This window comes from Kribbella sp. CA-245084, assembly GCF_050942355.1.
GTDB lineage: Bacteria > Actinomycetota > Actinomycetes > Propionibacteriales > Kribbellaceae > Kribbella.
Genome location: NZ_CP192053.1, coordinates 1,814,847 through 1,838,516, shown reverse-complemented (window position 1 = coordinate 1,838,516; position 23,670 = coordinate 1,814,847). Strand labels below are relative to the sequence as shown.

Sequence of the window (23,670 nt, the reverse complement as noted above, 5' to 3'; positions counted from 1 at the left end):
TGCGCCCGCCCCACCCCTCTTCTTTGTTTTCCTTCCCTCAACCCTGGTGCGGGTAGCGGTAGTCCGTCGGCGGGGCGAAAGTCTCCTTCATCGAGCGCGGGGACGCCCAGCGGATCAGGTTCCACATCGAGCCGGCCTTGTCGTTCGTGCCGGACGCGCGCGCCCCGCCGAACGGCTGCTGCCCGACGACCGCACCGGTCGGCTTGTCGTTGACGTAGAAGTTGCCCGCCGCGAACCGCAGGTACTCCGCCGCCTCCGCGACCGCATGCCGATCCTGCGCGATGACCGCACCGGTCAGCCCGTACGGCGCCGAGTGCTCCATACCCCGCATCACCGCGTCGTAGTCAGCGTCGTCGTACACGTGAACGCCGAGGATCGGGCCGAAGTACTCCGTCGTGAAGATCTCGTCGGTCGGGTCCTCGGAAACGAGCAGCGTCGGACGGACGAAGTACCCCTCGCTGTCGTCATAGGTGCCACCGGCAACAACCTCGATCGAGTCGGTCGACCGAGCCCGGTCCAGCGCCGCCTTGTGCTTGGCGAACGCGCGGTCGTCGATCACCGCGCCGATGAAGTTCGACAGGTCGCTGACGTCGCCCATGGTCAGCGAGTCGGTCTCCGCGGCGATGTCGTCCTTGATCAGGTTCCAGACCGAGCGCGGGACGTAGGAGCGCGACGCCGCCGAGCACTTCTGGCCCTGGTACTCGAACGCGCCGCGGACCATCGCGGTCTTCAGCACCGCCGGATCCGCCGACGGGTGCGCCAGGATGAAGTCCTTGCCGCCGGTCTCGCCGACCAGCCGCGGATAGGTCTTGTACGCCGAGATGTTCGTGCCGACCGTGCCCCACAGGGACTGGAAGGTCTTCGTCGAGCCGGTGAAGTGGATGCCGGCCAGGTCCGGGTGGGTGAGCGCGGCCTTGCTGACCTCGATGCCGTCACCGGTGACGAGGTTGATCACACCGGCCGGCAGGCCCGCGGCCTCGAGCAGCCGCATCGTCCAGTGCGCCGCGAACTGCTGCGTCGGCGACGGCTTCCAGACCACGGTGTTGCCCATCAGCGCGGGCGCGGTCGGCAGGTTGCCGGCGATCGCGGTGAAGTTGAACGGGGTGATCGCGTAGACGAAGCCCTCGAGCGGCCGGTAGTCGACCCGGTTCCACACACCCGGGGACGAGATCGGCTGGTCGCTGACGATCTGCCGCGCGAACGCCACGTTGAACCGGAGGAAGTCGATCAGCTCGCAGGCGGCGTCGATCTCGGCCTGCTGGATCGTCTTCGACTGGCCGAGCATGGTGGCCGCGTTCAGGGTGTCGCGCCACGGGCCGGCCAGCAGGTCGGCGGCCTTCAGGAAGATCGCGGCGCGGTCGTCGAACGAGAGCGCGCGCCAGGACGGGGCTGCCGCGAGCGCCGCGACGACCGCCGCGCGACCGTCCGCCTCGGTCGCGTTGCCGAGCGTGCCGAGCACGTGCGCGTGCTTGTGCGGCTGCACCACGTTGACCGGCGCACCGCCGCCGAGCTTCTGCTCGCCGCCGATCGTGCAGGTCAGGTCGATCGCACCCGCGGCGTTGAACTCCTTGAGCTTCGCCTCCACGCTCGCGCGCTCGGCCGAGCCGGGCGCATACCCCTTGACGGGCTCGTTGGCGGGCGTCGGGACGACGGTGACGGCATCCATTCTGCGAAGCTCCTCTGCTGGCTGGGGGCCGGTGTAGGTGGGCGGCCTGCCCATCGGTGACACAAGCATGGTGCCATGACTGACCACTGGAAACGAACCTGACCACAGACCTGACCAGGAGACCAACTGGTCCGCTCAGGAAGCAACCACGCCATGCCGCAGCATCTGTAGCATACGTTTCACCCGACCGGGCTCTGCCGTGGCCATGCCGGCGCTGAGAACCAGCAGGTCGAGGGGGTCCACATCCGGCCGCAGGCGACCGTCCCGCTGCGCGCGTTCGACCAGCCGCCCCGCCGTCTCCACCATTGATTCGTGCCACGCGTCGTGCAGCTCCGACCGCCGTACGGACGGCTCCAGGGTGCGAGCCAGATCACCCTTCTCGGCCACATGCCGGACGAAGCGTTCCAGCCAGTCGAACAGGTCCACGCCGTCGTCGACCGCGCACAGCTCGGCCACCTCCTCGGCGTACACCGCGACGATGAGGTCGTCCCGGGTCGGGAAGTGCCGGTACAGGGTGGCGTTGCCGATCCGGGCCCGCCGCGCGATCTCGTCCAGCGGCGCCTGCGTGCCGAGCTCGACGAAGACGGCCCGGGCGGTCGCGACGAGCTGGTCGCGGTTGCGCCGGGCATCGGCTCGCAACGGCTTGGCTGATGACATCCCTGTTAGGCTAGCGCGAAAACGGGGATCTCCCCGGTTAGGAGCGCCGATGGATCTCGAGGACCGTATTGCGATCACCGAGCTGATCTCGCTGCACGGCCACTTGGTCGACGCAGGCGAGCCGCCGGATCGCTTGTTCACCCCGGATGTCAGGTACGACGTCTCGGCTCTCGGCGGCGGCGTACTGGTCGGTCCGAAGCCCGTCTGGGAGGCCGGGCTGGCCCTCGGCGACGGCAATCCGGTCGGGCATCACGTCACCAACGTCGTGCTGACCGAGGTCGGTCCGGACGAGGTCGCGAGCCTCTCCAAGGGGCTCGGCGTGATGGCGGACGGCAGCTGCGGCAGCGCCACCTACGAGGACACGCTCGTCCGGACGCCGGCCGGCTGGCGGATCAGCCACCGCAAGGTGCTTCCCCGCCGCCGGCCTCTCGGGCGCTGAACGGCTTACTTCCGCCAGGGCATGTGTTGGAGGGCCCAGGTGTTGCCGTCCGGGTCCTTGAACCAGGCGTAGAACACACCGCCGAGGTCCTCGGTCTCGCTGACCTCGACGCCCCGGCCGATCAGCTCGGCGCGGGACGCCTCGAGGTCCTTCACCACCAGATGCAGACCGCGCTGGGAACCGGGCTCCAACGCCATCTGCGCCAGGCCGGTGGTGAGACTGATCGAGCAGTACGAACCCGGTGGCGTGAGCTGCACGATCCGGACGCCTTCAGCCGGGCTGACATCGACGTCCGCGACGAACCCGCACTGCTCCACGTAGAACTGCTTGGCCCGGTCGACGTCGGTGACGGGGATCGGGATCAGCTCGAGCAGGTACGACCCCGGCACAACCAGGGGGTGCGCCGGGTCGACCGGGATCTCGGATTCGTCGGCCGGGACTTCGGTGCGCTCGGTCATGCCGACTTCTTCGCGGCCTTCTTGGCCGTCTTCTTGGCCGGAGCCTTCTTAGCCGCTGCCGCCTTCTTGGCCGGGGCCTTCTTGGCGACTGCCTTCTTCGCCGGCGCCTTCTTGGCCGGCTCGGACTCGCCGCCACCGCCCGCACGCCGGGCCTTGGCCGCCTCGACGGACGCACGCAGCGCGGCCACCAGGTCGACGACCTCGGCGCCCTCGGTCTCTTCGTCCTCGGACTCCGGCAGCGGCACGCCCTCGGCCTTCGCCTGGACGACCTTCTCCAGCGCCTCGCGGTAGTCGTCGTGGTACTGCTCCGGGTCGAACTCACCCCGCAGCGTGTCGATGTACGACGACGCCATCGCCTTCTCCTGCGACCGGATCTCGACGTCCTCGGGCGGAGCCGCGAACGACTTGTCCCGGATCTCGTCCGGCCACAGCATCACCTGCAGCACGAGTACGTCGTCGACGGTCCGCAGCAGCCCGAGGCTCTCCCGCGACCGCAGCGCAACCTTGACCAGCGCGTACAGCTCGGAGCCGTCGAGCGCGTCCCGGAGCAGAACATACGGCTTCGCGCCCGGTCCGCCGTCAGCGGCGAGGTAGTACGACTTGCCCAGGTACAGCGGGTCGACCTGGTCCGCGGGCACGAACTCCAGGACGTCGATGACCTTCTTGCTGGACAGCGGCAGGTCGGCGAAGTCGTCGGAGTCGAGCACGATCATCCGGCCGTCGGGCATCTCGTAGCCCTTGCCGATATCGGAGTACGGCACCTCTTCGCCGTCGACCGAGCAGACCCGCTTGTACTTGATCCGCCCCCCGTCGGCGACATGCACCTGACGGAACGAGATGTCCTTCTCCTCGGTCGCGGAGAACACCTTGATCGGGATCGTCACCATCCCGAACGAGATGGCCCCCTTCCAGATCGCCTGCATCGCCATCAGCTCCCGTCAGTTCGATCCGTTCGACCCGTTTCGGCCCCGCGGCCCCTCCGCCGCGAGCAGGTCGGGAATCTCTTGCGTCGCATACCACAGCAGGTCTTCACCCTCGCACGAATCCAGGGCGAACACTGCGTCGTCATCACCGCTCTGCGCGGCCTCCCAGAGGTCGGCCGCCTTCCTGATCACCGGGATCGCGTCGGTCGCATCCATGTGGACGGCTGCCACCCCACGCCACGGAATCACCACATGCAGCTCCAGCCGGGCGTCGCCGAGCTCCACCGATCCGTCCGCCGGCGGCACGGCGCTCACCTCGGCCGCGATCACCACTCGTCTCCGCGCGATGCCCGCGTCCTCCGAGAGCAGCCCCACCGAAGCGCGGGCCGCCTGCGCCATCGCGGCGTACTCCAGCTCCTCGTCGTCGCCCTGGGCGTACCACTCGCGCAAGGCCGGCGTCACGGCGTACGCCGTCAGCGGGGCCGGCCCGATCTCCCCCGCGTTGCACGCCACGCTCAGCAACCGGAGCGTGGATGGGATGTAGACCCTCATGAACCCGCCTTCTTAGGCTGTGCGTCTTTCGAGGTTTGGCTGCGGGGTTTCTTCCGTCCCCGGGAGGCGCGGTTCCGGCTGCCCTTGGTGGTGTCCAGCAGTTCGTCGAGCGCATCGGTCACACATTGGGCGAAAACAGCGAGGTCCGGCATCGCGGTCCGGTCCGCGTTCAGACCGTAGTACACCTTCCCGTCGTAGGACGTGACGCCGACGGACAGGCTCTGCCCCGGCATCAACGGGACCACCGGGTACGACGCGAGCATCGGCGCACCCTGCGCATACAGCGGGAACTGCGGACCCGGGACGTTGGTGATCACGACGTCGTCGATCGGGCGGACCGTGGTGGTCGCGACCCGGGCGGCCAGCGCGTGCAGCGTGGTCGGGGCGAACCCGGCGATGCCGACCAGCGAGCGGGCGCTGACGGCGCGACCGGTGTCCTTGTGCACCTTGGTCTGGTACGAGATCTGGTGCACCCGCATGACCGGGGAGTTCTCGCCGACCGGGAGGTTCACGGTCGAGGCGATCACGCGGGAGCCGAGCGAGGTCGGCTCCTCGTCCTCGTCGTCGCGGATGCTGACCGGGATCACCGCACGCACGCTCCGGGTCGGGCCGACGCCCTCGCCGCGGGTCATCATCCAGGCCCGGAACGCACCGGCGACCACGGCGAGGATCACGTCGTTGACCGTGCCGCCGTGCGCGGCGCGAACGGTCCGGTAGTCCTCCAGGTCGGTCTGCACGGTGGTGAACCGGCGCTGGCCGGACGTCTTCACATGCAGTGAGCTCTCCTGCGCGTGCCGCTGCGCGACCAGCGAGCCGACCACGTCACCGAGCACCTCGCGGACCGAGGTGGAGCCGGTCAGGCTGGCCATCTCGGCGCGGGCAAGCTCCAGGACCGCGGTCGGATGCTTGGTCGCATCGGAGAACACACCGGCGAGCAGCTCTAGCGCGGACGGCGGGTGCTCCGGCTGCCATGTGTCGGTCGGGGTGTCGCGCGGATGCGCGGTCGCGTCCAGGACGACCTGGCCGATGTCGACCGTGCTGTTGCCGTCGACAAGCGCCTGGTGGGACTTCGAGATGATCGCGAACCGGTCGCCCTGGAGGCCCTCGACCAGGTACATCTCCCAGAGCGGGCGGGCGCGGTCGAGCCGGCGGGACATGATCCGGGCGACCAGCTCGAGCAGCTGCGCGTGGGTGCCGGGCCGGGGCAGGGCGGAGCGCCGGACATGGAAGGTGATGTCGAACTCTTCGTCGTCCACCCAGACCGGGCCCGCGAACCTGCCGGGCACCTGCTGCACCCGCTGCCGGTACCGCGGGACGAAGGCGATCCGGTCCCGGATCAGGGCGACCAGGCTCTCGTAGTCGAACCCCTCGTCGCCGTGCACCGGCGGCTCGAAGATATCGACCGTCCCGACATGCATCGGGGTCGCCGGCGACTCTGCCTTCAGGAAGGTGAGATCGAGCGACGTCAGCCGGTCAGGCATCCGGGTCACCTTCCTCTCTCTACGGGTTGTTTCACCCTAGCGGCCACCGCCGACAGTGGGCTGCGACACTGGCCGTACGGGAACACTGAGCTATCGGTGTTCGTCAGGCAAGAGGGTGTGTCCGCACCCTGAGAACTTCATGTACCCCTCGAAAGGCTTCTGGACCGATGCGTTCGACGCTCACTCGCGGTGCCGCCACCGCTCTCCTGCCCACCCTCGGCATGCTGGTCCTGGCCGGCTGTGGTGGAGGCGACTCCGACAGCGGCTCGAGCACCCCGTCACCGAGCGCCCCGGCGAGTACGCCGACGTCGAGCCTCCCGACCAATACCCCGACCCCGGGCTCGCCGAACACGAGCTCCCCGTCGAACACCGCGGACCCGTCCGGTGAGCAGGCCGACGTGACCATCGACGTCACCGTTGCCAACGGCAAGGTCAACCCGAGCGGCGCGACGATCAAGGTGAAGGCCGGCCAGACCGTGCTGGTCAAGGTGATCAGCGACGCCGACGACGAGCTGCACATCCACGGGTACGACAAGGAGCTCGAGCTGAGCCCGGGCAAGCCCGCCTCGGTCAAGTTCACCGCGAACATGAAAGGCACCTTCGAGGTCGAGACCCACAAGAGCGGCAAATTGGTCGCCAAGCTCGTCGTCTCGTGATGATTCCCCTTCACGGGATCGGTGGGCGGCAGGATCTGCCGGTTCCGTTCGGGCTGGCGGTGGGTGGCGCCGCGGTCGCCGTGACGCTCTCGTTCGTCATCCTCGGGCTGGCCTGGCGCAGTCCGAAGTACCGCGGCAATGCCTCCGGGAAGCCGTTGCCTGCCGCAATCACCCGGACGGTCGACGCGGGCTGGTTCCGGTGGATCGTCCGCGTGGTCGGGCTGGCGACCTTCCTCTACGCGATGGTCTCGCTGATGTTCGGCGTGGACCGGCTGACCAACCCGATCTTCGGCTTCATCTACATCCTGGTCTGGGTCGGGCTGGTACCGATCTCGATCGCGCTCGGCCCGGTCTGGCGGACGCTGAACCCGCTCCGCACTCTCCACCTCCTCCTCTCGAAGGCCCTTCGCCAACCGCCGTCCAAGGGCCTGTTCGAGCTCCCCGCATGGGCGGGCCTTTGGCCGGCCGCGCTCGGCATCTTCGCTTTCACCTGGCTCGAGCTGGTCGCACCGGACCGCGCGACCATCCCGGTGCTCCAGGCCTGGATCGCGCTGTACGTCGTGATCATGATGTTCGGGGCGATCCTCTTCGGCGACCGCTGGTTCTCGCAGGGCGACCCGTTCGAGGTCTACGCCACGCTGATGTCGCGGTTGTCCCCGTGGGGTCGTCGCGACGACGGCGCCCTCGTCGTACGGCGTCCGCTGGAGAACCTCGACGGGTTGAAGCCGCAACCGGGCCTCGTCGGCATGGTCGCGGCCCTGCTCGGCTCCACGGCGTACGACGGATTCTCGAACTCGTCGACCTGGATCGGCTGGGCGCAGAACCAGGACATCTCGATGACGTGGCTCGGGACGGCCGCGCTGATCGTGTTCATCCTGTTCGTCCTCGGCACGTACTCCGGCGCCACCGTCCTCGCGGGCCGGCTGTCCGACAGTTCGCGGACGTCACTGCCGGGCCTGTTCGCGCACTCCCTCGTACCGATCGCCTTCGGGTACGTCGTCGCGCACTACCTGACCCTCTTCATCCTGGAAGGGCAGCGGACGCTGATCTATCTGAGCGACCCGCTCAGCAACGGCGCGAACATCTTCGGCACCGGTCTCCTCGCCGTGAACACGGGCATCACCAATCACAGCACGGCGATCGCGGTCATCCAGGTCCTCGCAGTGGTCTGCGGACACCTGCTCGGCGTCATCTCGGCCCACGACCGCGCGGTCAGGTTGTTCCCGCGCGCCAAGGCCCTGGCCGGGCAGATCCCACTGCTGGTCGTCATGGTCGGCTACACCTGCGGCGGCCTGCTCCTACTGTTCTCCTCTTGATGTACACGCCCGCCGACCGCTCGACCCTGCGCGACGCACTCGTCGTGCAGGCTCGAGCAGACGCGCGCATCACCGGCGCCGCCCTCACCGGATCAGCCGCGATCGGCGCGGAAGACGAGTGGTCCGACATCGATCTGGCGTTGCGCCTGGCACCGACCGCCGACCAGGACGCGGTGCTCGCCGACTGGACGCAGCTCATGTACCGCGAGCACGGCGCCCTCCACCACACAGATATGTGGTCAGGCCCAACGATCTACCGGGTCTTCCTCCTGCCCTCGACCCTCCAGGTAGACATCGCCTTCGCTCCACCCGGAGCCTTCGGCGCCCTGGGCCCCACCTTCCAACTGCTGTTCGGCGAGGCCGCCGAACTACCCGCCCGGAGTACGCCGCAGCCGGTCGACCTGATCGGCATGGCCTGGCTGTACGCGTTGCACGCCCGCTCGAGCATCGCCCGCGGCAGGGCGTGGCAAGCGGAGTACATGATCAGTGGGGTACGCGATCACGTACTGATGCTGATGTGCCTGCGCCACGGCGTGCCGCACTCCCAGGGTCGGGGGCTGCATTTGTTGCCTGCAGCCACCGCCGTCGAGGCGACGCTGGTTCGATCGGTGGACCTGGACGAGCTGGGACGGGCGTTCCGCGCGAGTGTCGACGTGCTACTGGCCGAGATCGCTGCGGTCGACGCCGAACTGGCGGTCAGGCTGACTCGGACGTTGCGGGAGCTGTCGGCTTAGGCAGGCTGCGGCTGGTGACGGCGAGCAGGATGAACGCGATCATGCCGACGATCAGGTGCGAGTTGCCCGGGATCGACTGCCAGAAGGTCCAGTTGAGCTCGCGGTCGTCGCGGTACGGGACCCACCAGATCGACCGCAGTACGAACAGGCCGTAGAACAGGACGCCGGTGATCACCGCGGGGTTGAGGCCCCAGACGCGGTTGATGCCGCGGATCAGGCTGACGCCGAGCGGGATGATCCAGACCCAGTGGTGGCTCCACGAGATCGGCGACGCGTACAGGACCGCCAGCGCCATCACCGAGATCGCGGTGACGCGCTCGTCGGCCAGCCAGTAGCGCCTGGCCAGCCAGAGGACGAGCAGCCCGAAGACGACCGAGACCACGAACCACGTGGGCTGGACCCAGCTCGCGTCGTTGCCGATGCGATGCAGGAAGCCGTTGAACGACTGGTTGCCGGTGTACGCGATCCCGCCGACCCGGTTCGCGTCCAGGATCACGTCGGTCCAGTAGCGCCACGACTGGTGCGGCACGATCGCGAACCCGATCGCCATCGTTGCCAGCAGCCCCAGTACGGCGTTGCGCAGCGCCCGCCACTGCTTCGTCACCACGAGCAACGCGAGGAACGGCAGCGGGGTCAGCTTGACGCCGATCGTCACGCCGACCCAGAAGCCCCGTAGCCGCGTGTTGTTCGGCCGGACCAGGTCCAGCAGGATCATTGCCGTCAGCAACAGGTTGATCTGGCCGAACTGGATCGTCTGCCAGACCGGCTCGAGCAGCAGCGACAAGACGGTGAGCGCGACCAGCGTCGCGGTGCGCTTGCGCTGGCTGATGAACGACCAGAACGTCTTCGGCAGGCTGGTCCGCCACAGCGCGGTGATGCAGAGCACCGAGATCGTCGTCCATGTCACCAGCGCGACGCCCCACGGCACGGCGGCCAGCGGGACCATCGCGATCGCGGCGAACGGCGGGTAGGTGAACGGCAGACCGGAGCCGGCCAGCTGCGCGTCGTACAGCGACTTGCCGTGCAGCAGCACCGAGCCGCCCATCCGGTAGACGCGCAGGTCGATCATGCCGCCGAACAGGCTGCCGACCCAGGCGCCGAGCGCGACGAGTACGGCGCAGCCGACGATCGCGAGGATGACGCGACGGCTGGCCGGACGGGCTGGGGAGGAGGGAGGGGTGGTCACAGTCACGTCAGGTCGGCTCCGAACAGGGTTTCCAGCGCTCGCCGGGTCTCGTCGTACTCGGTGTGAAGAATCGCGGTCATGCCGACCGCGCGGGCGCCGTCGACGTTGAGTTGCAGGTCGTCGATGAAGACGCACTCCGACGGCTCCAGGTTCAGCCGGCGGGCGGCGAGCAGGAAGATCTCCGGCTCGGGCTTGCGGAGTCCGACCTCGCCGGAGATGACGATGTCGTCGAACATCCCGTCCCAGGTGTGGCGCGGGTAGGTGTTGCCCCACGAATTCGACAGCAGGGCGGTCTTGATCCCGCGCTCGTTCGCGCGGCGGACCAGCGCGGACATCGCGGGCTGGTGCTCGAAGTGCGCGAACATCCGCTCGATCAGGCCCTCCGCCGGCACCGGCGTACCGTCGCGGCGGACGAGCATCGAGGCGAGCTTCCGCTCGAAGTCGGGTACGGCGATCTGGCCGCGCTCGAGCGCGTGCACCGGGTTCAGCTCGGCTTCGGCCGCGGCCTCCTCGGGCGACGGGGAAGGCAGCCATTTCAGCACTGCTTCGAGGTACGAGTCGAAGTCGAAATCGTCCACTTCGGCCCAGCGCCGCAGCGCCGCTTCCAGCCCTGAGGTGAGTACGCCGCCCCAGTCCACCAACAGACCACGCGGCACCACCTGCACCTCAACCATGCCCGCAAGCCTACTCAGACCGGGCCTGTGATCACGCTTCCGGCCCCGGCCCTCACTCCCTGTGGTCAGTGGTTGTACTCGATGGTGACGTCGCCGGATGAGGTCTTGGCCTGGATGGTCCGGGTGGCGTTCGGGTCGATCTTCACGTTGGCCGACTCGTCGCCGGAGGAGGTCTTGGTGTCGACCTTGTACGCCTCGACGCCGGACGGGATCCGGATCGAGACGTCACCCGAGCTCGACTTCGCCTCGACCGACTGCGGGGCGACGGAGAAGTCCAGCGAGGCGCTGCCGGAGCTGCTGTGTGTCGTCACCGACGTCGCGGTCAGTCCGTCCGCCTCTACATCGCCGGAGCTCGACTCGAGCTGCAACGGTCCGCCGACATCGTGCACCTCGATGTCGCCTGAGCTGGTCTTCACCTCGGCGCCGCCGGCGAATCCGGAAAGCGTCACGTTGCCGCTGCTGCTCTCGATCGTGAGCTTCAGATCCCGCGGCACTGTCAGGACGTAGCTGGTCTTGCACCCGAACGACAGGAACCCGCAGCCACCGCTGTTCAGCTCGAGCTTGCCCTCGTCCTCGTGGTACTTCTCCTTCGGGTCCGAGCCGAACACGTTCCGCTCGAACTGCCGATCGATCTTCACCTCGGTCCCGTCCCCGGGCCGCACTTCGACCTCTGCCGCACCGCCCTTGACCAGCAGCGAGTCGCCCTGGACCGTGTAGCTCTCCTGGCTGTTCTTGGCGCCCTCGGTCAGTCCGGTGAGCGCCCAGTACGCGCCACCGAGGATGAGGGCGACCGAGATGGCAATCCCGTACCGACGGTTCGTGCTCATCGAGCTCGGCGGCCGGCCCTGGACATCGGACATGACACTCCCTGCGGGTCGAAGTACTGCCAACCCTGGCACATCGTCGGCGGGCTGTCGGCGGGGTTATCCCCTGGTTCCCCACCGATCCGACCCTGACTTCCGGGGCGCCGGCTCAGGTCCTGTCTGGTAATCCAGCGCCGTAGCGAGGAGGTGCTCGGTGCGGTGCATCGGCGCGCGGGGGCGAAGGCCTCGATGCGGAGCATCGTGGCCTTTGCACCCGTGCGGCGAGGTGCCGTGCCGAGTGCCCCGCAGTAGGCGATGGGTTACCAGACAGGGCCTATGCGGGCACGAGGTCCTTGACGACGGTGTTGGCCAGCTGCTGGAACGACTTGCGGAGCTTGCTGGACTTGGCCGCGTCCGCGAGGCTGCGGCCGTGGGACATGGCGGTGTCGACGGCGCCCAAGTCGTACGGCAGGAGGGCGGCCGGCTCGATCCCGGCGTACTGCCCGAGGGCCTCGGCGGCGGCGTCTCCGGGTGATCCGCCGAGTGCGCCGGAGCGGAGGCGGTTGACCACGACGCGGACGTTCGTCGACGGTACGACGGCACGCACCTCGTGGACCGCCCGGATCAACCGCGTCAGACCGACCGGATCCGCCGTACCGACGATCATCACCTCGTCGGCCTGCTCCAGCGTCGCGACCGTCGCGCCGTTGCGCCGCGGGGCCAGCGAGTCGAACGAGATCTCCTCGTCGGTCTCGATGCAGAACCCGACGTCGACCACCGTGACCGGCGCGAGCTCCCGCGCCGTCGACCAGATCGCCTCGATCGCCGCCGGCCGCAGCTCCGTCCAGCGGTCGGCCCGGCTGAGCCCGGTCAGCACCAACATGTGCGGCGCGACCTGCCGCGCGTACTTCGCGAGCGTGACCATGTCGAGCGAACCGTTCGACGCCGAGCGCGCCGCGGCGGCCAGCCCGGAGGTCTCGTCGAGCATCCCCAGCATCTGCGCCACGGTCCCGCCGTACACATCCGCGTCGGCGAGCAGCGTGGGCACCCGCTTCGCGGCCAACTCGGACGCGAGGTTGACCGCGACCGTCGTCCGGCCCGGCGCGCCGGTCGGACCCCAGACGGCGATCAGCCGGCCGGCGCCCTGGGAGTACGGCGGGGGCTCGTAGTTGGCGGCCGTCTCCGGGGTGAGCGGCACGAATCCGCCTGAGAAGTGAGCGGTCGAGATCTCCGGGCCGGACTCGACGGCCTCGGTGACAGCGCGACCCAGGTCGGTCGGACTGACGTCGGCGGGCAGGATCCGCTCGATCCCCATCCGGCTGAGCCTGTCCTCAGGGCCGAAGGGCGCACCGTCCTCCGTCGGGTCGACCAGGGCGAGTACGGCGATTCCGCGCGCGTGCAGGGCGGCGACGGCGTCGGCGGAGAGTCGGGCCAGGGCGTCGGCCAGCAGCACGGCGCGAGCCTGACCACTCGCGGCGGCGGCCATCACGTCGGCGATGTCGACACAGCGCCGTACGACCTTGATCCCCGGCGCGCGCTCCGTCCGCTGGACGACATCGGCCTCCCAGGGTGCGCCGGTGACGGCGAGCAGAACCGGGATCGACATCAGCCGGCCTTCCGAACCAGGGTCGGCTCACCGGCGCCGAGCGCGGTCAGCGCGGCCGGGATGCGGGGCAGATCGGCCGTGGTGAGCCCGATCAGCACCTGTCGTCTGGCTGTGCTGCCCGAGACACCCTTGACCGAGTCGATCTCCAGCACGCGGACGCTGCTCCACAACGGCCTCGCGGGCTGGCCCTCCTCCTTCGGCACCACCCAGACGTCGACGATGTCGCCGACCGCGGTGTCGGACGGCAGGCGGCCGGTCGCGACCGACAGCGGGAGCTCGGTGCGGTCCTGGTCGGACTTGGCGACGGCCGCGTCCTTCGGCAGGAACTCGCCCTGATCGATCGCCCGGCCGACGACCAGACCCTTCACATCGGCGTCGGCCGCGAGATACCGCTCGGAGTCGTTGGTGCTGGTGAAACGGACCCGGACCGTGGTCAGGTCGTCGTCGGTCAGCGGGACCCCGACCTTGAGGTCGTGTTTGGCGGCCCAGATCGTCGTGGTGTCGTCGGCCGACGACAGCAGCTTGGCGCCGGCCAGCGCGGTGACGGCGACGAGCAGCACGCCGAGGACCAGGCGACCGTCCTTCCACCGGGCCTTGCGGTTGCGCTGGGCCGGGGCGGACGGCGCCCCGAATCCGCTTCGCACGGCTGTCTCGACCACGTCGTCTCCCCAGTCAATCGATCGTTCTCGGGCGACATTCTGCCTGGTTCCCGATCGCGGCGTGAACGGTCATCCACAGGCAGTCACAGGCTGGGGACAAACCCGGTCATCCATCCGCCAACCGTGGCAAACTGAAACAACCAGCCACTATGTGAAGGAGTCCGACGGATGCCGGGTCCCCGCTTCCTCCAGCTCGCCGACGTTGCCGAGGTGCTCAACATCTCCGCCAACCAGGTCTATGCGCTGGTCCGCCGCGGTGACATCCCCGCGGTCAAGATCGGCGGCCGCGGTCAATGGCGGGTCGAGGCAACCGAGCTGGAGAAGTACATCGAGCGGCTCTACACCGAGACCAAGACCTTCATCGACGCCCATCCCTTCGGCGAGGAAGCCGAGACCCCGGAGGACGCACAGCTCTAGGCGGCGGTCGCACCGGCGGGCTGGCGCTGGGTGCGAAACACGTGAGGTTGTCACAGGAAGTGGGAGCTCGACACAGGCAATAACTTGTGTCGACCCCCGGGTTCCTGTGTCGAGCCGCGCCGTCAGCGGCGGCGGAGGGCCCTGAGGGACTGGGTGGGGACGAGGCGGACGTTGTAGACCTCGGAGCGGCGGCGGGGAGCGTCGAGCGGGTGCTCGGCGAGCTCCAGGAAGTCTGCGCCGACGCGGTCGATGGTGCCGGTGACGGGACCGCCGCCGCTGCAGAACAGCGTGACTGGTGAGCGGTCGCGGGCGATCCCCCGGAGCAGATGGGCGAGCCCGAGCTTGCCTTCGACGGCGCCGGCGGGCTCGGCCCACGGGCCCAACCGGTGTACGGCGACGAGGGCGGTGACCGGGATCAGCCACTCCTCGTAGCGCTCGGTCTCGAGCAGCAGGCAGTCCTTCCCGACCCGGCTGAGCATGCCGCGGACGGGCTCGGCGTCGTTCAGTTCGACGCGTACGACGGTGTTCACCGCGCCGCGGAGCCGGTCGAGGACGGTGATCTTCCCGACCTCGGTGCGGATCCGGTCGGCCACTTCGCCGTACAGATCTGTGTCCTGGAGCGCCTCGAACTGCGACTCCAGGTCCGCGAACAACGCATCCCACCGCATGACCGCGAACCTACCGGTCCGGGGTGCTGTCGCGCCGGTCCGCCGTCACCCTCTGCACTGGAAACCGACGCTGCGTGCGTTAAGGACTTGCAAAGCTGGCCTATAACCGGTCTATAGTGATCAAGCCAAAGCAAACTAACGCAAACTCATAGGTCGGGAGCGAAGCGGGATGAACGCGATGATCCGGGCGCTGAAGGGCACTCTCGCGGTGCTGGCGCTGGCCGGTGTCGGCCTGCTGCTGCGGTGGGTGACCGCCGGGTCGATCAGCGGCGCACGGACGTACGACCTGGACTCCCTGACCGTGCTCGCGGTCGGGACGGTCGCGTGGATCGCGTACGTGTGGCTGGCGCTGGCGGTCGTGACCACGGTGCTCGAGCAGATCCCCGGCGTGGTCGGGGAGCTCGCCGGCGCGGTCGCCGGGAGGATCACCACCAAGACAGCGCGGGCCCTACTCCGCTCCGGCCTCGGCGTAGCCGCCGTCACACCCCTCACAGTCGGCGTGGCTCAAGCCACGCCCGGCGACAGCTCCCACGTCCTCCAGTGGAACCAGACCGACCCCGCCTCCACCATCCACCTCACCGACTCCAACTGGCGCACCACCGAGCCCCGCTCCACCCTCGAGCTCGGCGGCAGAGCCACCGGGCCGACATCAGCCGCGAAGACCAACCTGCCCCCCGCAGCCGCCCAACAGCAGCAATCCGGCAACACCACCACCTGGCGCCCAACAGAGCCGGCCTCAGGCTTGCAACTCGGCGACGCCGACGCGCACAGGACCGCTGCAGCCCACCCGGAGTCCGCCAAGTCCCACCAGGACACCAGCAACACCTCACGCTCGACGGAGCCGGCTTCAGGTCTGCAGATCGGTGGCGGCGACGCGCACCGGACATCCGCGGCGCAGCCGGGGTCCGCCAAACCCCTGCAGGACTCCACCCGGTCCGGGCAGGACTCCAACAACACCTGGCGAGCCACCGAGCCCGCCTCGGACCTGCAGATCGGTGGCGGCGACGCGCACAGGACAGCCCGTGCCCAGCAGCCCACCAAGTCGCAGCAGGACACCAGCAACACCTCACGCTCGACAGAGCCGGCTTCAGGTCTGCAGATCGGCGGCGCCGACGCGCACCGGACATCCGCGGCGCAGCCGGGGGCCGCCAAGCCCAAGCAGCACTCCACCCAGTCCGACCAGGACACCACCAACACCTGGCGAACCACCGAGCCCGCCTCGGGCCTGCAGGTCGGCGGTGGCGACGCGCACAGGACCGCCGCCGCGCAGCCGGGGGCCGCCAAGGCCCAGCAGCACTCCACCCAGTCCGGCCAAGACTCCACAGACACCTGGCGAGCCACCGAGCCCGCCTCGGGCCTGCAGATCGGCGGCGACGCCGACAGGGCAGCCGAGGCCCGGCAGGAATCCGCCAAGGCCCAGCCGGGCTCGGCAAAGGCACAGCAGGACGCCACCAACACCTGGCGTTCGACGGATCCCGCCTCGCAGTTGCAGCTCGGCGGCGGCGACACGCACAGGACAACCGCCGCGCAGCAGGACACCGGCAAGGCCCAGCCGGGCTCCGCAAAGGCACAGCAGGACTCGGCCGAGGCCCAGCAGGAGAGGGCTGGTCGGCCGGCTGTGAGTGGGCGGGTGCGGGTGGGGGTGCCGGATCGGCCTGCTGATGGGGCTGCTACTCGGTATACCGAGGTGCGGGGCGGTGGGGCGGTGCGGGTCGTCGTACGTGAAGGGGACTCGCTGTGGGCTCTTGCCGCTCGGGAGCTCGGAGCGGGCGCCTCGAATGAAGCGATCGCCGCGTGGTGGCCGGAGTGGTACGCCGCGAACCGGCATGTGATCGGGGCCGACCCCGACCTGATTCTTCCCGGGCAGGTACTCCGTGTCCCGCCCGCGTCCACCGGCCACCTCCCGCCCACCCATCAGGAGCCGTGACATGAGCCAGTCCCAGAACCTCGCCACCACGAACGCGACCTCAGCACCGGAATCGATGGAGGCTCTCATGGCTGTCACCAACCCGACCTCGGCGGCGACCGAACCCACGGCGTCCCCGGATGTGCTCGCTTCTGTTGCCCGGCCGCGGCTGCGGTCGGTGCGCGGCGAGCACTCCGTCCCGGCAACGGCCCGGTACGCCGCTGACCTGACGGATGGCGCGCTGGCCCTGCGCTTGCAGGCGATCACCCGGCTCGGCGTCGCGTCCGCACCGCGGCGGTCGTCGAGCTTCGCTGCGTTCACCACCCACCAGCCGCAGGCCCGCAAGCTCACCGTGGTGCCGGCCACCGACAAGCAGGCGGCTGGGCACCCTGACGGAGCCCAGCCGCCGCACACCACGAAAGCAGCCCACCCCAGCGAGACCACCCGGTCCAGCCAGACCGTCGAGGCAGCCCGACTCACCGAGGTCGCCCGGTCCAGCGAGGTCGCCCGGACCGGCCAGACAGCTCGGCCCACCCAGGCCGCCCAGACCAACGAGGTCGCCCGGACCGGCCAGACAGCTCGGCCCACCGAGGCCGCGCAGACCAGCGAGGTCGCCCGGCCAGGCGAGGTTGTCCGGCCTGGCGAGGTTGTCCGGCCTGGCGAGGTTGGGGTGCCGGAGGCTCGGGTTTGGGGTGGGCGGTTGGCTCAGGCTGTGGCGGAGGTGCTGGCTGGGGATCGGCCGATTTCGCAGCTGGTGCGGTTTACCGATGACGAGGTGTTCATGGAGCTGAACCGGCGCGTCCGGCTGCTCGGGTTGAACACGACCGCGACGACCCGCGGCGCGAAGGAGAAGAGCGCGGTGCAGTCGGTACGGGTGTTCATGCCGGAGCCGTTCATCGCGGAGGTCGCCGCGCATGTACGTCGTGGCGACCGCTCGCGGGCGATCGCGCTGCGGATGGAGATCCGCCGCAACCGCTGGGTCTGCACCGCCCTTGAGATCGGCTGAGATCCGAACTCTTGGCAGTGGTGCGGCGTCATAACCAGCGCAATCGGATCGAGCGGTTGCTGTCATCTGAATGGGCTCGCGGCGGCGTACGGTAACCGAGGTCGGCCGCGGGGCCGGCCAACTCGTTCGGGGGAATGATGTCCGAGACCACGATCGCCACACCAGTGCACGCATCGGCGTCGACTGGGGTGACGCCGGGTATGCCGTGGCGGGTCGAGGTACACGAGCTGAGTGACGCGGAGCGGGCCCGGGTACTGCCCGCGATGCACCATCGCCGGTGGAGCGAGCGGATGCCGCTGCTCTACCCGCTGGCTGTGCGGTATCACCGTGTGCTCAAGCGGCTCGAGTGGATCAGGTCCAGCACGCCGTACGCCGGAACGCGCGCGGCAACCGATCTGCCCGTCAGGATCAAGCGGCACAAGTCGCTGCTGCTGCGCCAGCTCGGTGAGACCGAGATGTGGATGCAGCACAACAAGGTGACCAACCTGAAGCTTGCCTGCGCACAGGTCGACGGACTGCTGATCCACCCGGGTGAGACGTTCTCCTTCAACAAGCTGGTCGGCAACGCGACCCGGCACAAGGGTTACGTGAAGGGCATGCGGCTGTCGAACGGACAGGCCCGGCCGGGGATCGGCGGTGGCATCTGCCAGCTCGCCAACCTCCTGCACTGGATGGTGCTGCACTCGCCGCTGACCGTGACCCAGCGGTCGACGCACAGCTTCGACCCGTTCCCGGACAACGGCCGGGTGCTGCCGTGGGGTGTGGGCTGCAGCATCGTCTACAACTACGTGGACCTGCAGTTCCGCAACGACACCGACCAGACCTTCCAGCTGCACGTCGACGTCGGCGACCGCTACCTCGAGGGCGAGATCCTCGCCGACGTACCGGCCGAGTCGTCGTACCGCGTGTTCGCCAAGGACGAGCGCTTCCTCCGCGTCGGCGCCGACTACTTCCGCCGCAACGAGATCTGGCGAACCGTGATCGACCGCCGCACAGGCACACCCCTCCGCGACGAGCTGATCCGCGAGAACGTTGCCCTGGTCAAGTACCTGCCGACCGGCGTACCGGTGCTCGACGTCGTGCTCCCGCGCTGAGCGAGAAACTGTCGGCGGGCCGTAGCAGACTGGCGGTATGACAGTCACGGTCGAGCCGTATCGGGAGCGTGTTGCGCGCGTTCCGGGGGCTGACTTGTGGACGCGGACGGCTGAGGGTGGGGAGTATCGGATCCTGCCCGATGGCTGCATGGACGTGCTGCTGATCGACGGTGATCTGGTGGTCGCCGGGCCGGACAGTCACGCGTGGACGGGCAGTGCCCCGAGGGGGACGCAGTACGCCGGGATCCGGTTCGCGCCGGGCGCCGCGCCCGGGTTCCTCGGTGTGCCGGCTCGTGAGCTGCTCAACGAGCGGGTCCCGCTGGCTGACCTGTGGTCGCCAACCCGGAGCCGACAGCTCCTCGACCGGATCAGATCGGCACCCGACCCGGCGGAAGCGCTGGACGTTGAGGTCGCCAAGCTGGTCGACGAGCCGCCGGACCTGTTGGTCAGCTACGTACTGCGCAACGTCCGCGGCGGGCTGCTCCGCGGCAGCGCCGGCGTTTCCAAGTTGGCGGGGACGATCGGGTTGAGCGAGCGGCAACTGCATCGACGCTGTCTGGATGCGTTCGGTTACGGGCCGAAGATGCTCGACCGCGTCCTCTGGATGAACGTTGCCCTCGACCACGCCCGCACCGGCCTGGCCCTCGCGGACGTCGCCACCCTCACCGGGTACGCCGACCAGGCGCACTTCACCCGCGACGTCAAAGCGCTGACCGGTCTACCACCTAAGACGCTGCTGGGCTGAGCCTCGCCCGCATGTCAGCATTGCTTCTCATGACCGGTCACCCGGAAGTCGGTACGGCGACTCTGCGCCACAACCCGCTCAATGCGGTGACGGCGACCGTAGAGCGCATCACGTATGCCGACGGCCGCACCGCCGTACGCAAGCAGCTCCAGAGTCCGGCAGACTCCACAGGTCCGTGGGCCGCGTCGACAGACCCGCGCCACTGGAACTACTGGCGTCGCGAGCTCGAGGTGTATCGGGACGACGAGCTCCGCGGCCGGCTCGCGAACGCCGGGCTCGTGCTGCCCGAGGCGCAGATCGAGGAGTGGCCGGACGGCGCCGTACTCCTGATGGAAGACATCGGCGGGACCTCGGGCACCCAGTTCAGCCTCGCCGAGCATGCGGCACTGACCCGAGCCTTCGGGCGCTGGCAGGGGCAGCCTGTGGCCGAACGGCCTTGGACGTCGACAGGATTCCTGCGCGACTACTCGACGACCCGCGACGTGCCCTGGCATTTGCTGAACGACGACGCCGCCTGGCAGCAGCCGCTCATCCGCGAGACGTGGCCCAGCCAGCTGCGAGAGGCCTGGACCCTGCTGATGGTTCAGCGCGAGGCACTGCTCGACCTCGTCGCGAGTCTCCCCCGCGCCACTTGCCATCTGGATTTCTGGGTCTCCAACGTGATCCAGCGGCCGACCGGCGAGCTCGCGCTGTTCGATTGGGCGTTCACCGGTGACGGCGCGCTCGGCGAAGACATCGGCAACTACATCCCGGACGCGGTCTTCGACATGTTCTGGCCGGTCGAGCGCCTGCCCGAGCTCGCCGAGACGTGCATCGCCAACTACCTCGACGGTCTGCACGAGGCCGGTTGGCGCGGCGATTCGGATCAGGTGCGGCTGGCGGTGATGGCGTCCGGGGTCAAGTACGCGTGGCTGCTGCCGGGTCTGCTCGGCCGCGCGTCCGACCCCGCCCACAACGCCTATCACCGCCAGGTCGACAGCCGGCGCCTGTTCCACCAACGCGGTCAGGCGCTGATGTACGTCGCCGACTGGTGTGCCGAGGCGCTCAGCCGAGCACGACGGTAAAACCACCGGGTACGACGAGAGCCCGCGAGGCGTTGCCCCGAGCAACCAACCGCCCGGCTGCGTCGTAGGTGTAGGAATGCTTGCCCGCCACACTCATCACGCGAGCATGCGTATCCACACTGGCCAGCAACACCGCGTCCCCGATGCGCAAACTGCTGACGGTCGGCAGAAGCAGCAGCGCATCCAGCTGAGCCGTCCCTTGCGCCTTGGCCGTGATGGTGGTGGCGCCGGCCGGGAGCGGGTTGGCCAGCGTCAACGGCAGGAGCGCGCCGGGTGCGGCGGAGATGCCTTGCGGACCGCAGACGTGGGTGAGCGTGCCAAGTGCCCTAACCCCGGAGGTCCAGGTGGTGCGAGCCGGGGTCGGCGTGTCGGCCAGGTTGACGACCGGAAGGACCAGCCGCTGCTGCGATGACGCCGGCACGGTCCAGGTCGCCGTACCGTCGACGGAGAGGTAGGAGCCGTTGCTCCATTGGGATTCGCCGGTCCAGGCCGAGGGCGGGGTGACGACCTGGCCGCCGGTGCCGGATTCGGCCTCGATGATCTGCAAGCCGTCGTACGACGGGGTGCCCGTCAGGCGGGCGACGTCCGGGTGGGCGTCGAGGGCGAGCATCGACAGCTGGCCATGGATGCTCGACTCGGCGCCGGAGTTGCGGTTGATCGTGCCGTCGCCGGAGATGCCGTCGTACGTGCGGCCGGTGGTCGGGTCGTACATCGGCTGGCCGGCGCGGTTGGCGCCGAAGTACCAGGCGGCGACGAAGGCGGCGACCTGCTTGAGCCCGACGGAGAGCACGCCCTGGAGGCGGGCGTCGACGCCGTACGCGATCTGGGTGCGGTCGATCGGCGTCGGCAGCCACCCGTTGTCGGGTCCGCCGGCGGTCATCAGGAGTGGGGTGAAGCCTGCAGTGTCGCCGATGGCCGCGGCACGAAGCTTGGGTGCGTCGAGAGCGTGAGCCGCGGCGGCGAGGGCGGAGGGCATCTGCGCGCCCCACGCGTGCCAGTCGGACATCGACTCGCCCCACGGCATCAGCGCACGGAACGGCCACTCGCGCGTCGACCCGGCCGCCATGGCAGCAATGCCCTCGGCAAAGCGGCTGAGCGCCCGCCGCGCCGAGGCAGAACCGCCTGCTTCCACATATGCCGACAGCCCAAGAACGGCTTCGCTCGTGGCGTCCGCGCCGTTGACAATCAGCCAGGCGGGGAGACGGCGGCCGTCGACCACGTTGTACTGGCCGTAGCGGACGAGGACCTGACGCTCAAGCGCGGCGATCGCGAGCTCGAGGCGGTCGCGAAGGAACATTGCGAACGCGCGATCGAGAGAGCGGAAGACGGCGTACCCCTCCCCCAACGCCCAGACCGTGCGAGCCAGCCAGTACGACGGGCCGGAGTCGGACGGGTCGGGGAGCTCGACGGGGTCGGCGCTCGGGTTGAGCGTGCCGTCGGGCTGCATCCACAGGACGACGTTGCCGTTGGGCGACTGCAGGAAGGTGAGACTGCGAAGCAGCCCGCGGGCGGCCTCCAACGAAGCCGCAGAGTGGAACTGCTTCCAGTGCCGGAGGTAGACGACAGCAGCCCGGGCGATGTCGTCGGCGTTGAACGCGCCCTGGCCATAGGTGTTCGACGCCGCGTCGTAGGCCCCACCACCGATGCGCTTGTACGAGCCGTCGGCCTGGCGATCGGCGTACGTCCACAGCACGCCGACCGGTCCACTCCCGAAAGTGGTGTGACCGGCGGCGGCCGGCGGTGTCACCGACGCACGAAGGAAGTCGAGGTGCGCGAGGTTGGAGAGCCGGCCCGAGGCGGAGGCCGAGGCCGAAGCGGAGGCCGAGGCGGGAAGGGTGACGGTTGATGCGGCGGCTGCTGCGAGGGCTCCGCCGATGACGGTGCGGCGGGTCGGGTTCATGGCAGACGGTCCAATCTGGCCACGCCGATGGCGGCGTCGGCCATGCCGTAGAAGACGTACTGGGTGCCGTTGACCTGCTCGATCGCAGTCGGGAAGACGACGTTGCCGACCGTGCCGATCTTCTCCTCGTCGGTCTCGGGGACCATGAGGGGTTCGGTGGTACGAGTGACGACGCGGGTGACGTCCTCGGCGTCGAGGATCAGCGCGCCGGCGGCGTAGCAGACCTTCTGTGTGGTCGGGTCGAAACCCTCCGGCTGCTCGCCGGTGACGCCGTGGTGGATCACGAGCCAGCCCTCGGGGATGCGCAGCGGTGCCGGTCCGGCGCCGATCTTCAGCTCCTCGAACGGGTACTCCGACATCGCGACCAGCCGGTGATTGCGCAGATGAACGAGGTTGCGCACGTCAGCCTCGACAGCCGCCACTGGCACGAAGGAGACCCAGATGCCCGGCCGGTCATCGGTCACGCCGGCCGGCAGGTGGACGCCTTCGCCCTCGCGGAACCAGCCGAGGTCCCACATCGGCCGGTGCAGCATCGCGTACGACGGTTCGCCGTCCGGGCCGGGCACGGGCTCGGGGAAGAAGACCGTGTCCTTGTTGGGGAACAAGTTCAGGTCGGTGTCGAGGTCCGGCTGGTACTCGAAATGCAGCGGACCGAGCCGGCGCCATTCCCGCAGGTCCGACGAGACCGCGAGCGCAGGCTTCGGGCCGAGCGGGCCGTAGGCGACGTACGTCATCACATGCAGGCCGAGGGACGGGATGAACGTGACGCGGGGGTCCTCGACGCCGGCGTTGTTCTTGCCGCGCTCCCAGCCCTCGTCGGGTGCGAGTACGACGCCCTCGCGCTCGACGCCTACCGGCACGCCGTCCTCGAGTTCCACGCGGGCCAGGCCGACGCGAGAGATGTTGCCGTCAGCAACTAGCCGCGGCAGCAGGTAGAGCGCGCCGTCCGGGGTGTGCCCGGTCGCCGGGTTGAGCACCCCTTCAGCCTCGAGCTCGTTGCCCGGCTCGGCGGTCATCAGTACGCCGACGCGAGTCAGCGTGTAGGGAACAGTCACGAGAA

General features: G+C 69.2%; 24 protein-coding genes. 10 read left to right on the top strand and 14 right to left on the bottom strand.

The window, feature by feature from the left end; genetic code table 11:
• Nucleotides 1-37 precede the first annotated feature (37 nt).
• Complete coding sequence (gene pruA, locus ACQPYH_RS09020) at nt 38-1,666, bottom strand: L-glutamate gamma-semialdehyde dehydrogenase (protein ID WP_432888959.1); 1,629 nt, start codon at nt 1,664-1,666, stop codon at nt 38-40.
• A gap of 135 nt (nt 1,667-1,801) precedes the next feature.
• Nucleotides 1,802-2,323 carry a TetR/AcrR family transcriptional regulator gene (locus ACQPYH_RS09015; RefSeq protein WP_432888958.1) on the bottom strand — a complete coding sequence of 174 codons (522 nt, stop codon included), beginning with the start codon at nt 2,321-2,323 and terminating at the stop codon, nt 1,802-1,804.
• Between the two features lie 49 nt (nt 2,324-2,372).
• Between ACQPYH_RS09015 and ACQPYH_RS09010 the strand changes: the two genes are divergently transcribed.
• Nucleotides 2,373-2,762 (top strand): nuclear transport factor 2 family protein, encoded by a 390-nt coding sequence (locus tag ACQPYH_RS09010; protein WP_432888956.1) that lies wholly within the window; start codon nt 2,373-2,375, stop codon nt 2,760-2,762.
• Nucleotides 2,763-2,767: 5 nt separating this feature from the next.
• Here ACQPYH_RS09010 and ACQPYH_RS09005 read toward each other — a convergent pair whose 3' ends face one another.
• Genes ACQPYH_RS09005 through ACQPYH_RS08990 form a run of 4 tightly spaced genes read right to left on the bottom strand, consistent with a single transcriptional unit; the run spans nt 2,768 to nt 6,176 of the window.
• Nucleotides 2,768-3,220, bottom strand: a complete 453-nt coding sequence (locus ACQPYH_RS09005) for a VOC family protein (protein ID WP_432888954.1) — start codon at nt 3,218-3,220, stop codon at nt 2,768-2,770.
• Nucleotides 3,217-4,143: a Ku protein gene (locus ACQPYH_RS09000; protein WP_432888952.1), complete on the bottom strand. Its 927-nt coding sequence runs from the start codon at nt 4,141-4,143 to the stop codon at nt 3,217-3,219. Before ACQPYH_RS09000 ends, ACQPYH_RS09005 begins: the two co-directional genes overlap by 4 nt.
• A gap of 15 nt (nt 4,144-4,158) precedes the next feature.
• Nucleotides 4,159-4,695 carry a DUF6912 family protein gene (locus ACQPYH_RS08995; protein WP_432888950.1) on the bottom strand — a complete coding sequence of 179 codons (537 nt, stop codon included), beginning with the start codon at nt 4,693-4,695 and terminating at the stop codon, nt 4,159-4,161.
• Nucleotides 4,692-6,176, bottom strand: coding sequence for a WS/DGAT/MGAT family O-acyltransferase (locus tag ACQPYH_RS08990; RefSeq protein ID WP_432888948.1), 1,485 nt, complete (start codon nt 6,174-6,176; stop codon nt 4,692-4,694). Before ACQPYH_RS08990 ends, ACQPYH_RS08995 begins: the two co-directional genes overlap by 4 nt.
• Before the next feature lie 167 nt (nt 6,177-6,343).
• On the opposite strand from ACQPYH_RS08990, the gene ACQPYH_RS08985 reads away from it, so the two are divergent.
• Genes ACQPYH_RS08985 through ACQPYH_RS08975 form a run of 3 tightly spaced genes read left to right on the top strand, consistent with a single transcriptional unit; the run spans nt 6,344 to nt 8,882 of the window.
• The gene (locus tag ACQPYH_RS08985) at nt 6,344-6,832 is read left to right on the top strand and encodes a cupredoxin domain-containing protein (RefSeq protein ID WP_432888946.1); all 489 of its coding nucleotides are present in this window, start codon (nt 6,344-6,346) and stop codon (nt 6,830-6,832) included.
• Nucleotides 6,832-8,148 (top strand): hypothetical protein, encoded by a 1,317-nt coding sequence (locus ACQPYH_RS08980; RefSeq protein WP_432888944.1) that lies wholly within the window; start codon nt 6,832-6,834, stop codon nt 8,146-8,148. The genes ACQPYH_RS08985 and ACQPYH_RS08980 overlap by 1 nt, the downstream gene beginning before the upstream one ends.
• Nucleotides 8,148-8,882, top strand: coding sequence for a nucleotidyltransferase domain-containing protein (locus tag ACQPYH_RS08975; protein ID WP_432888943.1), 735 nt, complete (start codon nt 8,148-8,150; stop codon nt 8,880-8,882). The genes ACQPYH_RS08980 and ACQPYH_RS08975 overlap by 1 nt, the downstream gene beginning before the upstream one ends.
• On the opposite strand, the gene ACQPYH_RS08970 is transcribed toward ACQPYH_RS08975, so the two are convergent.
• From ACQPYH_RS08970 to ACQPYH_RS08950, 5 genes are all read right to left on the bottom strand, one after another.
• The gene (locus tag ACQPYH_RS08970) at nt 8,845-10,074 is read right to left on the bottom strand and encodes a glycosyltransferase 87 family protein (protein ID WP_432888941.1); all 1,230 of its coding nucleotides are present in this window, start codon (nt 10,072-10,074) and stop codon (nt 8,845-8,847) included. The two genes, ACQPYH_RS08975 and ACQPYH_RS08970, sit on opposite strands and share 38 nt — an antisense overlap.
• Nucleotides 10,071-10,742: an HAD family hydrolase gene (locus ACQPYH_RS08965; protein WP_432888939.1), complete on the bottom strand. Its 672-nt coding sequence runs from the start codon at nt 10,740-10,742 to the stop codon at nt 10,071-10,073. The genes ACQPYH_RS08970 and ACQPYH_RS08965 overlap by 4 nt, the downstream gene beginning before the upstream one ends.
• A 65-nt stretch (nt 10,743-10,807) precedes the next feature.
• Nucleotides 10,808-11,602, bottom strand: a complete 795-nt coding sequence (locus ACQPYH_RS08960) for a DUF4097 family beta strand repeat-containing protein (RefSeq protein ID WP_432888937.1) — start codon at nt 11,600-11,602, stop codon at nt 10,808-10,810.
• A gap of 277 nt (nt 11,603-11,879) precedes the next feature.
• Nucleotides 11,880-13,151, bottom strand: a complete 1,272-nt coding sequence (locus ACQPYH_RS08955) for an AAA family ATPase (protein ID WP_432888935.1) — start codon at nt 13,149-13,151, stop codon at nt 11,880-11,882.
• A complete protein-coding gene (locus tag ACQPYH_RS08950; protein ID WP_432888933.1) occupies nt 13,151-13,810 on the bottom strand; it encodes an SAF domain-containing protein in 660 nt (219 codons plus the stop codon). The genes ACQPYH_RS08955 and ACQPYH_RS08950 overlap by 1 nt, the downstream gene beginning before the upstream one ends.
• Before the next feature lie 168 nt (nt 13,811-13,978).
• Between ACQPYH_RS08950 and ACQPYH_RS08945 the strand changes: the two genes are divergently transcribed.
• The gene (locus ACQPYH_RS08945) at nt 13,979-14,227 is read left to right on the top strand and encodes a helix-turn-helix domain-containing protein (RefSeq protein ID WP_432888931.1); all 249 of its coding nucleotides are present in this window, start codon (nt 13,979-13,981) and stop codon (nt 14,225-14,227) included.
• Between the two features lie 122 nt (nt 14,228-14,349).
• On the opposite strand, the gene ACQPYH_RS08940 is transcribed toward ACQPYH_RS08945, so the two are convergent.
• Entirely contained in the window at nt 14,350-14,895 is a 546-nt protein-coding gene (locus ACQPYH_RS08940) for a hypothetical protein (RefSeq protein WP_432888929.1), read from the bottom strand.
• A 169-nt stretch (nt 14,896-15,064) separates the two neighbouring features.
• Here ACQPYH_RS08940 and ACQPYH_RS08935 point away from each other — a divergent pair, with 169 nt between their 5' ends.
• The 5 genes from ACQPYH_RS08935 (at nt 15,065) to ACQPYH_RS08915 (ending at nt 20,710) form a co-directional block, all read left to right on the top strand.
• On the top strand, nt 15,065-16,822 hold the full coding sequence (locus ACQPYH_RS08935; RefSeq protein ID WP_432888928.1) for a LysM peptidoglycan-binding domain-containing protein: 1,758 nt from the start codon (nt 15,065-15,067) through the stop codon (nt 16,820-16,822).
• A gap of 1 nt (nt 16,823) precedes the next feature.
• Entirely contained in the window at nt 16,824-17,807 is a 984-nt protein-coding gene (locus tag ACQPYH_RS08930) for an Rv3235 family protein (RefSeq protein WP_432888926.1), read from the top strand.
• Nucleotides 17,808-17,944: 137 nt separating this feature from the next.
• Nucleotides 17,945-18,901 (top strand): VanW family protein, encoded by a 957-nt coding sequence (locus ACQPYH_RS08925; protein WP_432888924.1) that lies wholly within the window; start codon nt 17,945-17,947, stop codon nt 18,899-18,901.
• 37 nt (nt 18,902-18,938) lie between these two features.
• Nucleotides 18,939-19,646, top strand: coding sequence for a helix-turn-helix domain-containing protein (locus tag ACQPYH_RS08920; RefSeq protein ID WP_432888922.1), 708 nt, complete (start codon nt 18,939-18,941; stop codon nt 19,644-19,646).
• A gap of 11 nt (nt 19,647-19,657) precedes the next feature.
• Nucleotides 19,658-20,710, top strand: a complete 1,053-nt coding sequence (locus ACQPYH_RS08915) for an aminoglycoside phosphotransferase (protein ID WP_432888920.1) — start codon at nt 19,658-19,660, stop codon at nt 20,708-20,710.
• Here ACQPYH_RS08915 and ACQPYH_RS08910 read toward each other — a convergent pair.
• Together ACQPYH_RS08910 and ACQPYH_RS08905 are read right to left on the bottom strand one after the other, a co-directional pair.
• Entirely contained in the window at nt 20,691-22,610 is a 1,920-nt protein-coding gene (locus tag ACQPYH_RS08910) for a hypothetical protein (protein ID WP_432888919.1), read from the bottom strand. The two genes, ACQPYH_RS08915 and ACQPYH_RS08910, sit on opposite strands and share 20 nt — an antisense overlap.
• Nucleotides 22,607-23,665 carry a glycoside hydrolase family 130 protein gene (locus tag ACQPYH_RS08905; RefSeq protein ID WP_432888917.1) on the bottom strand — a complete coding sequence of 353 codons (1,059 nt, stop codon included), beginning with the start codon at nt 23,663-23,665 and terminating at the stop codon, nt 22,607-22,609. The genes ACQPYH_RS08910 and ACQPYH_RS08905 overlap by 4 nt, the downstream gene beginning before the upstream one ends.
• Nucleotides 23,666-23,670: the final 5 nt, after the last annotated feature.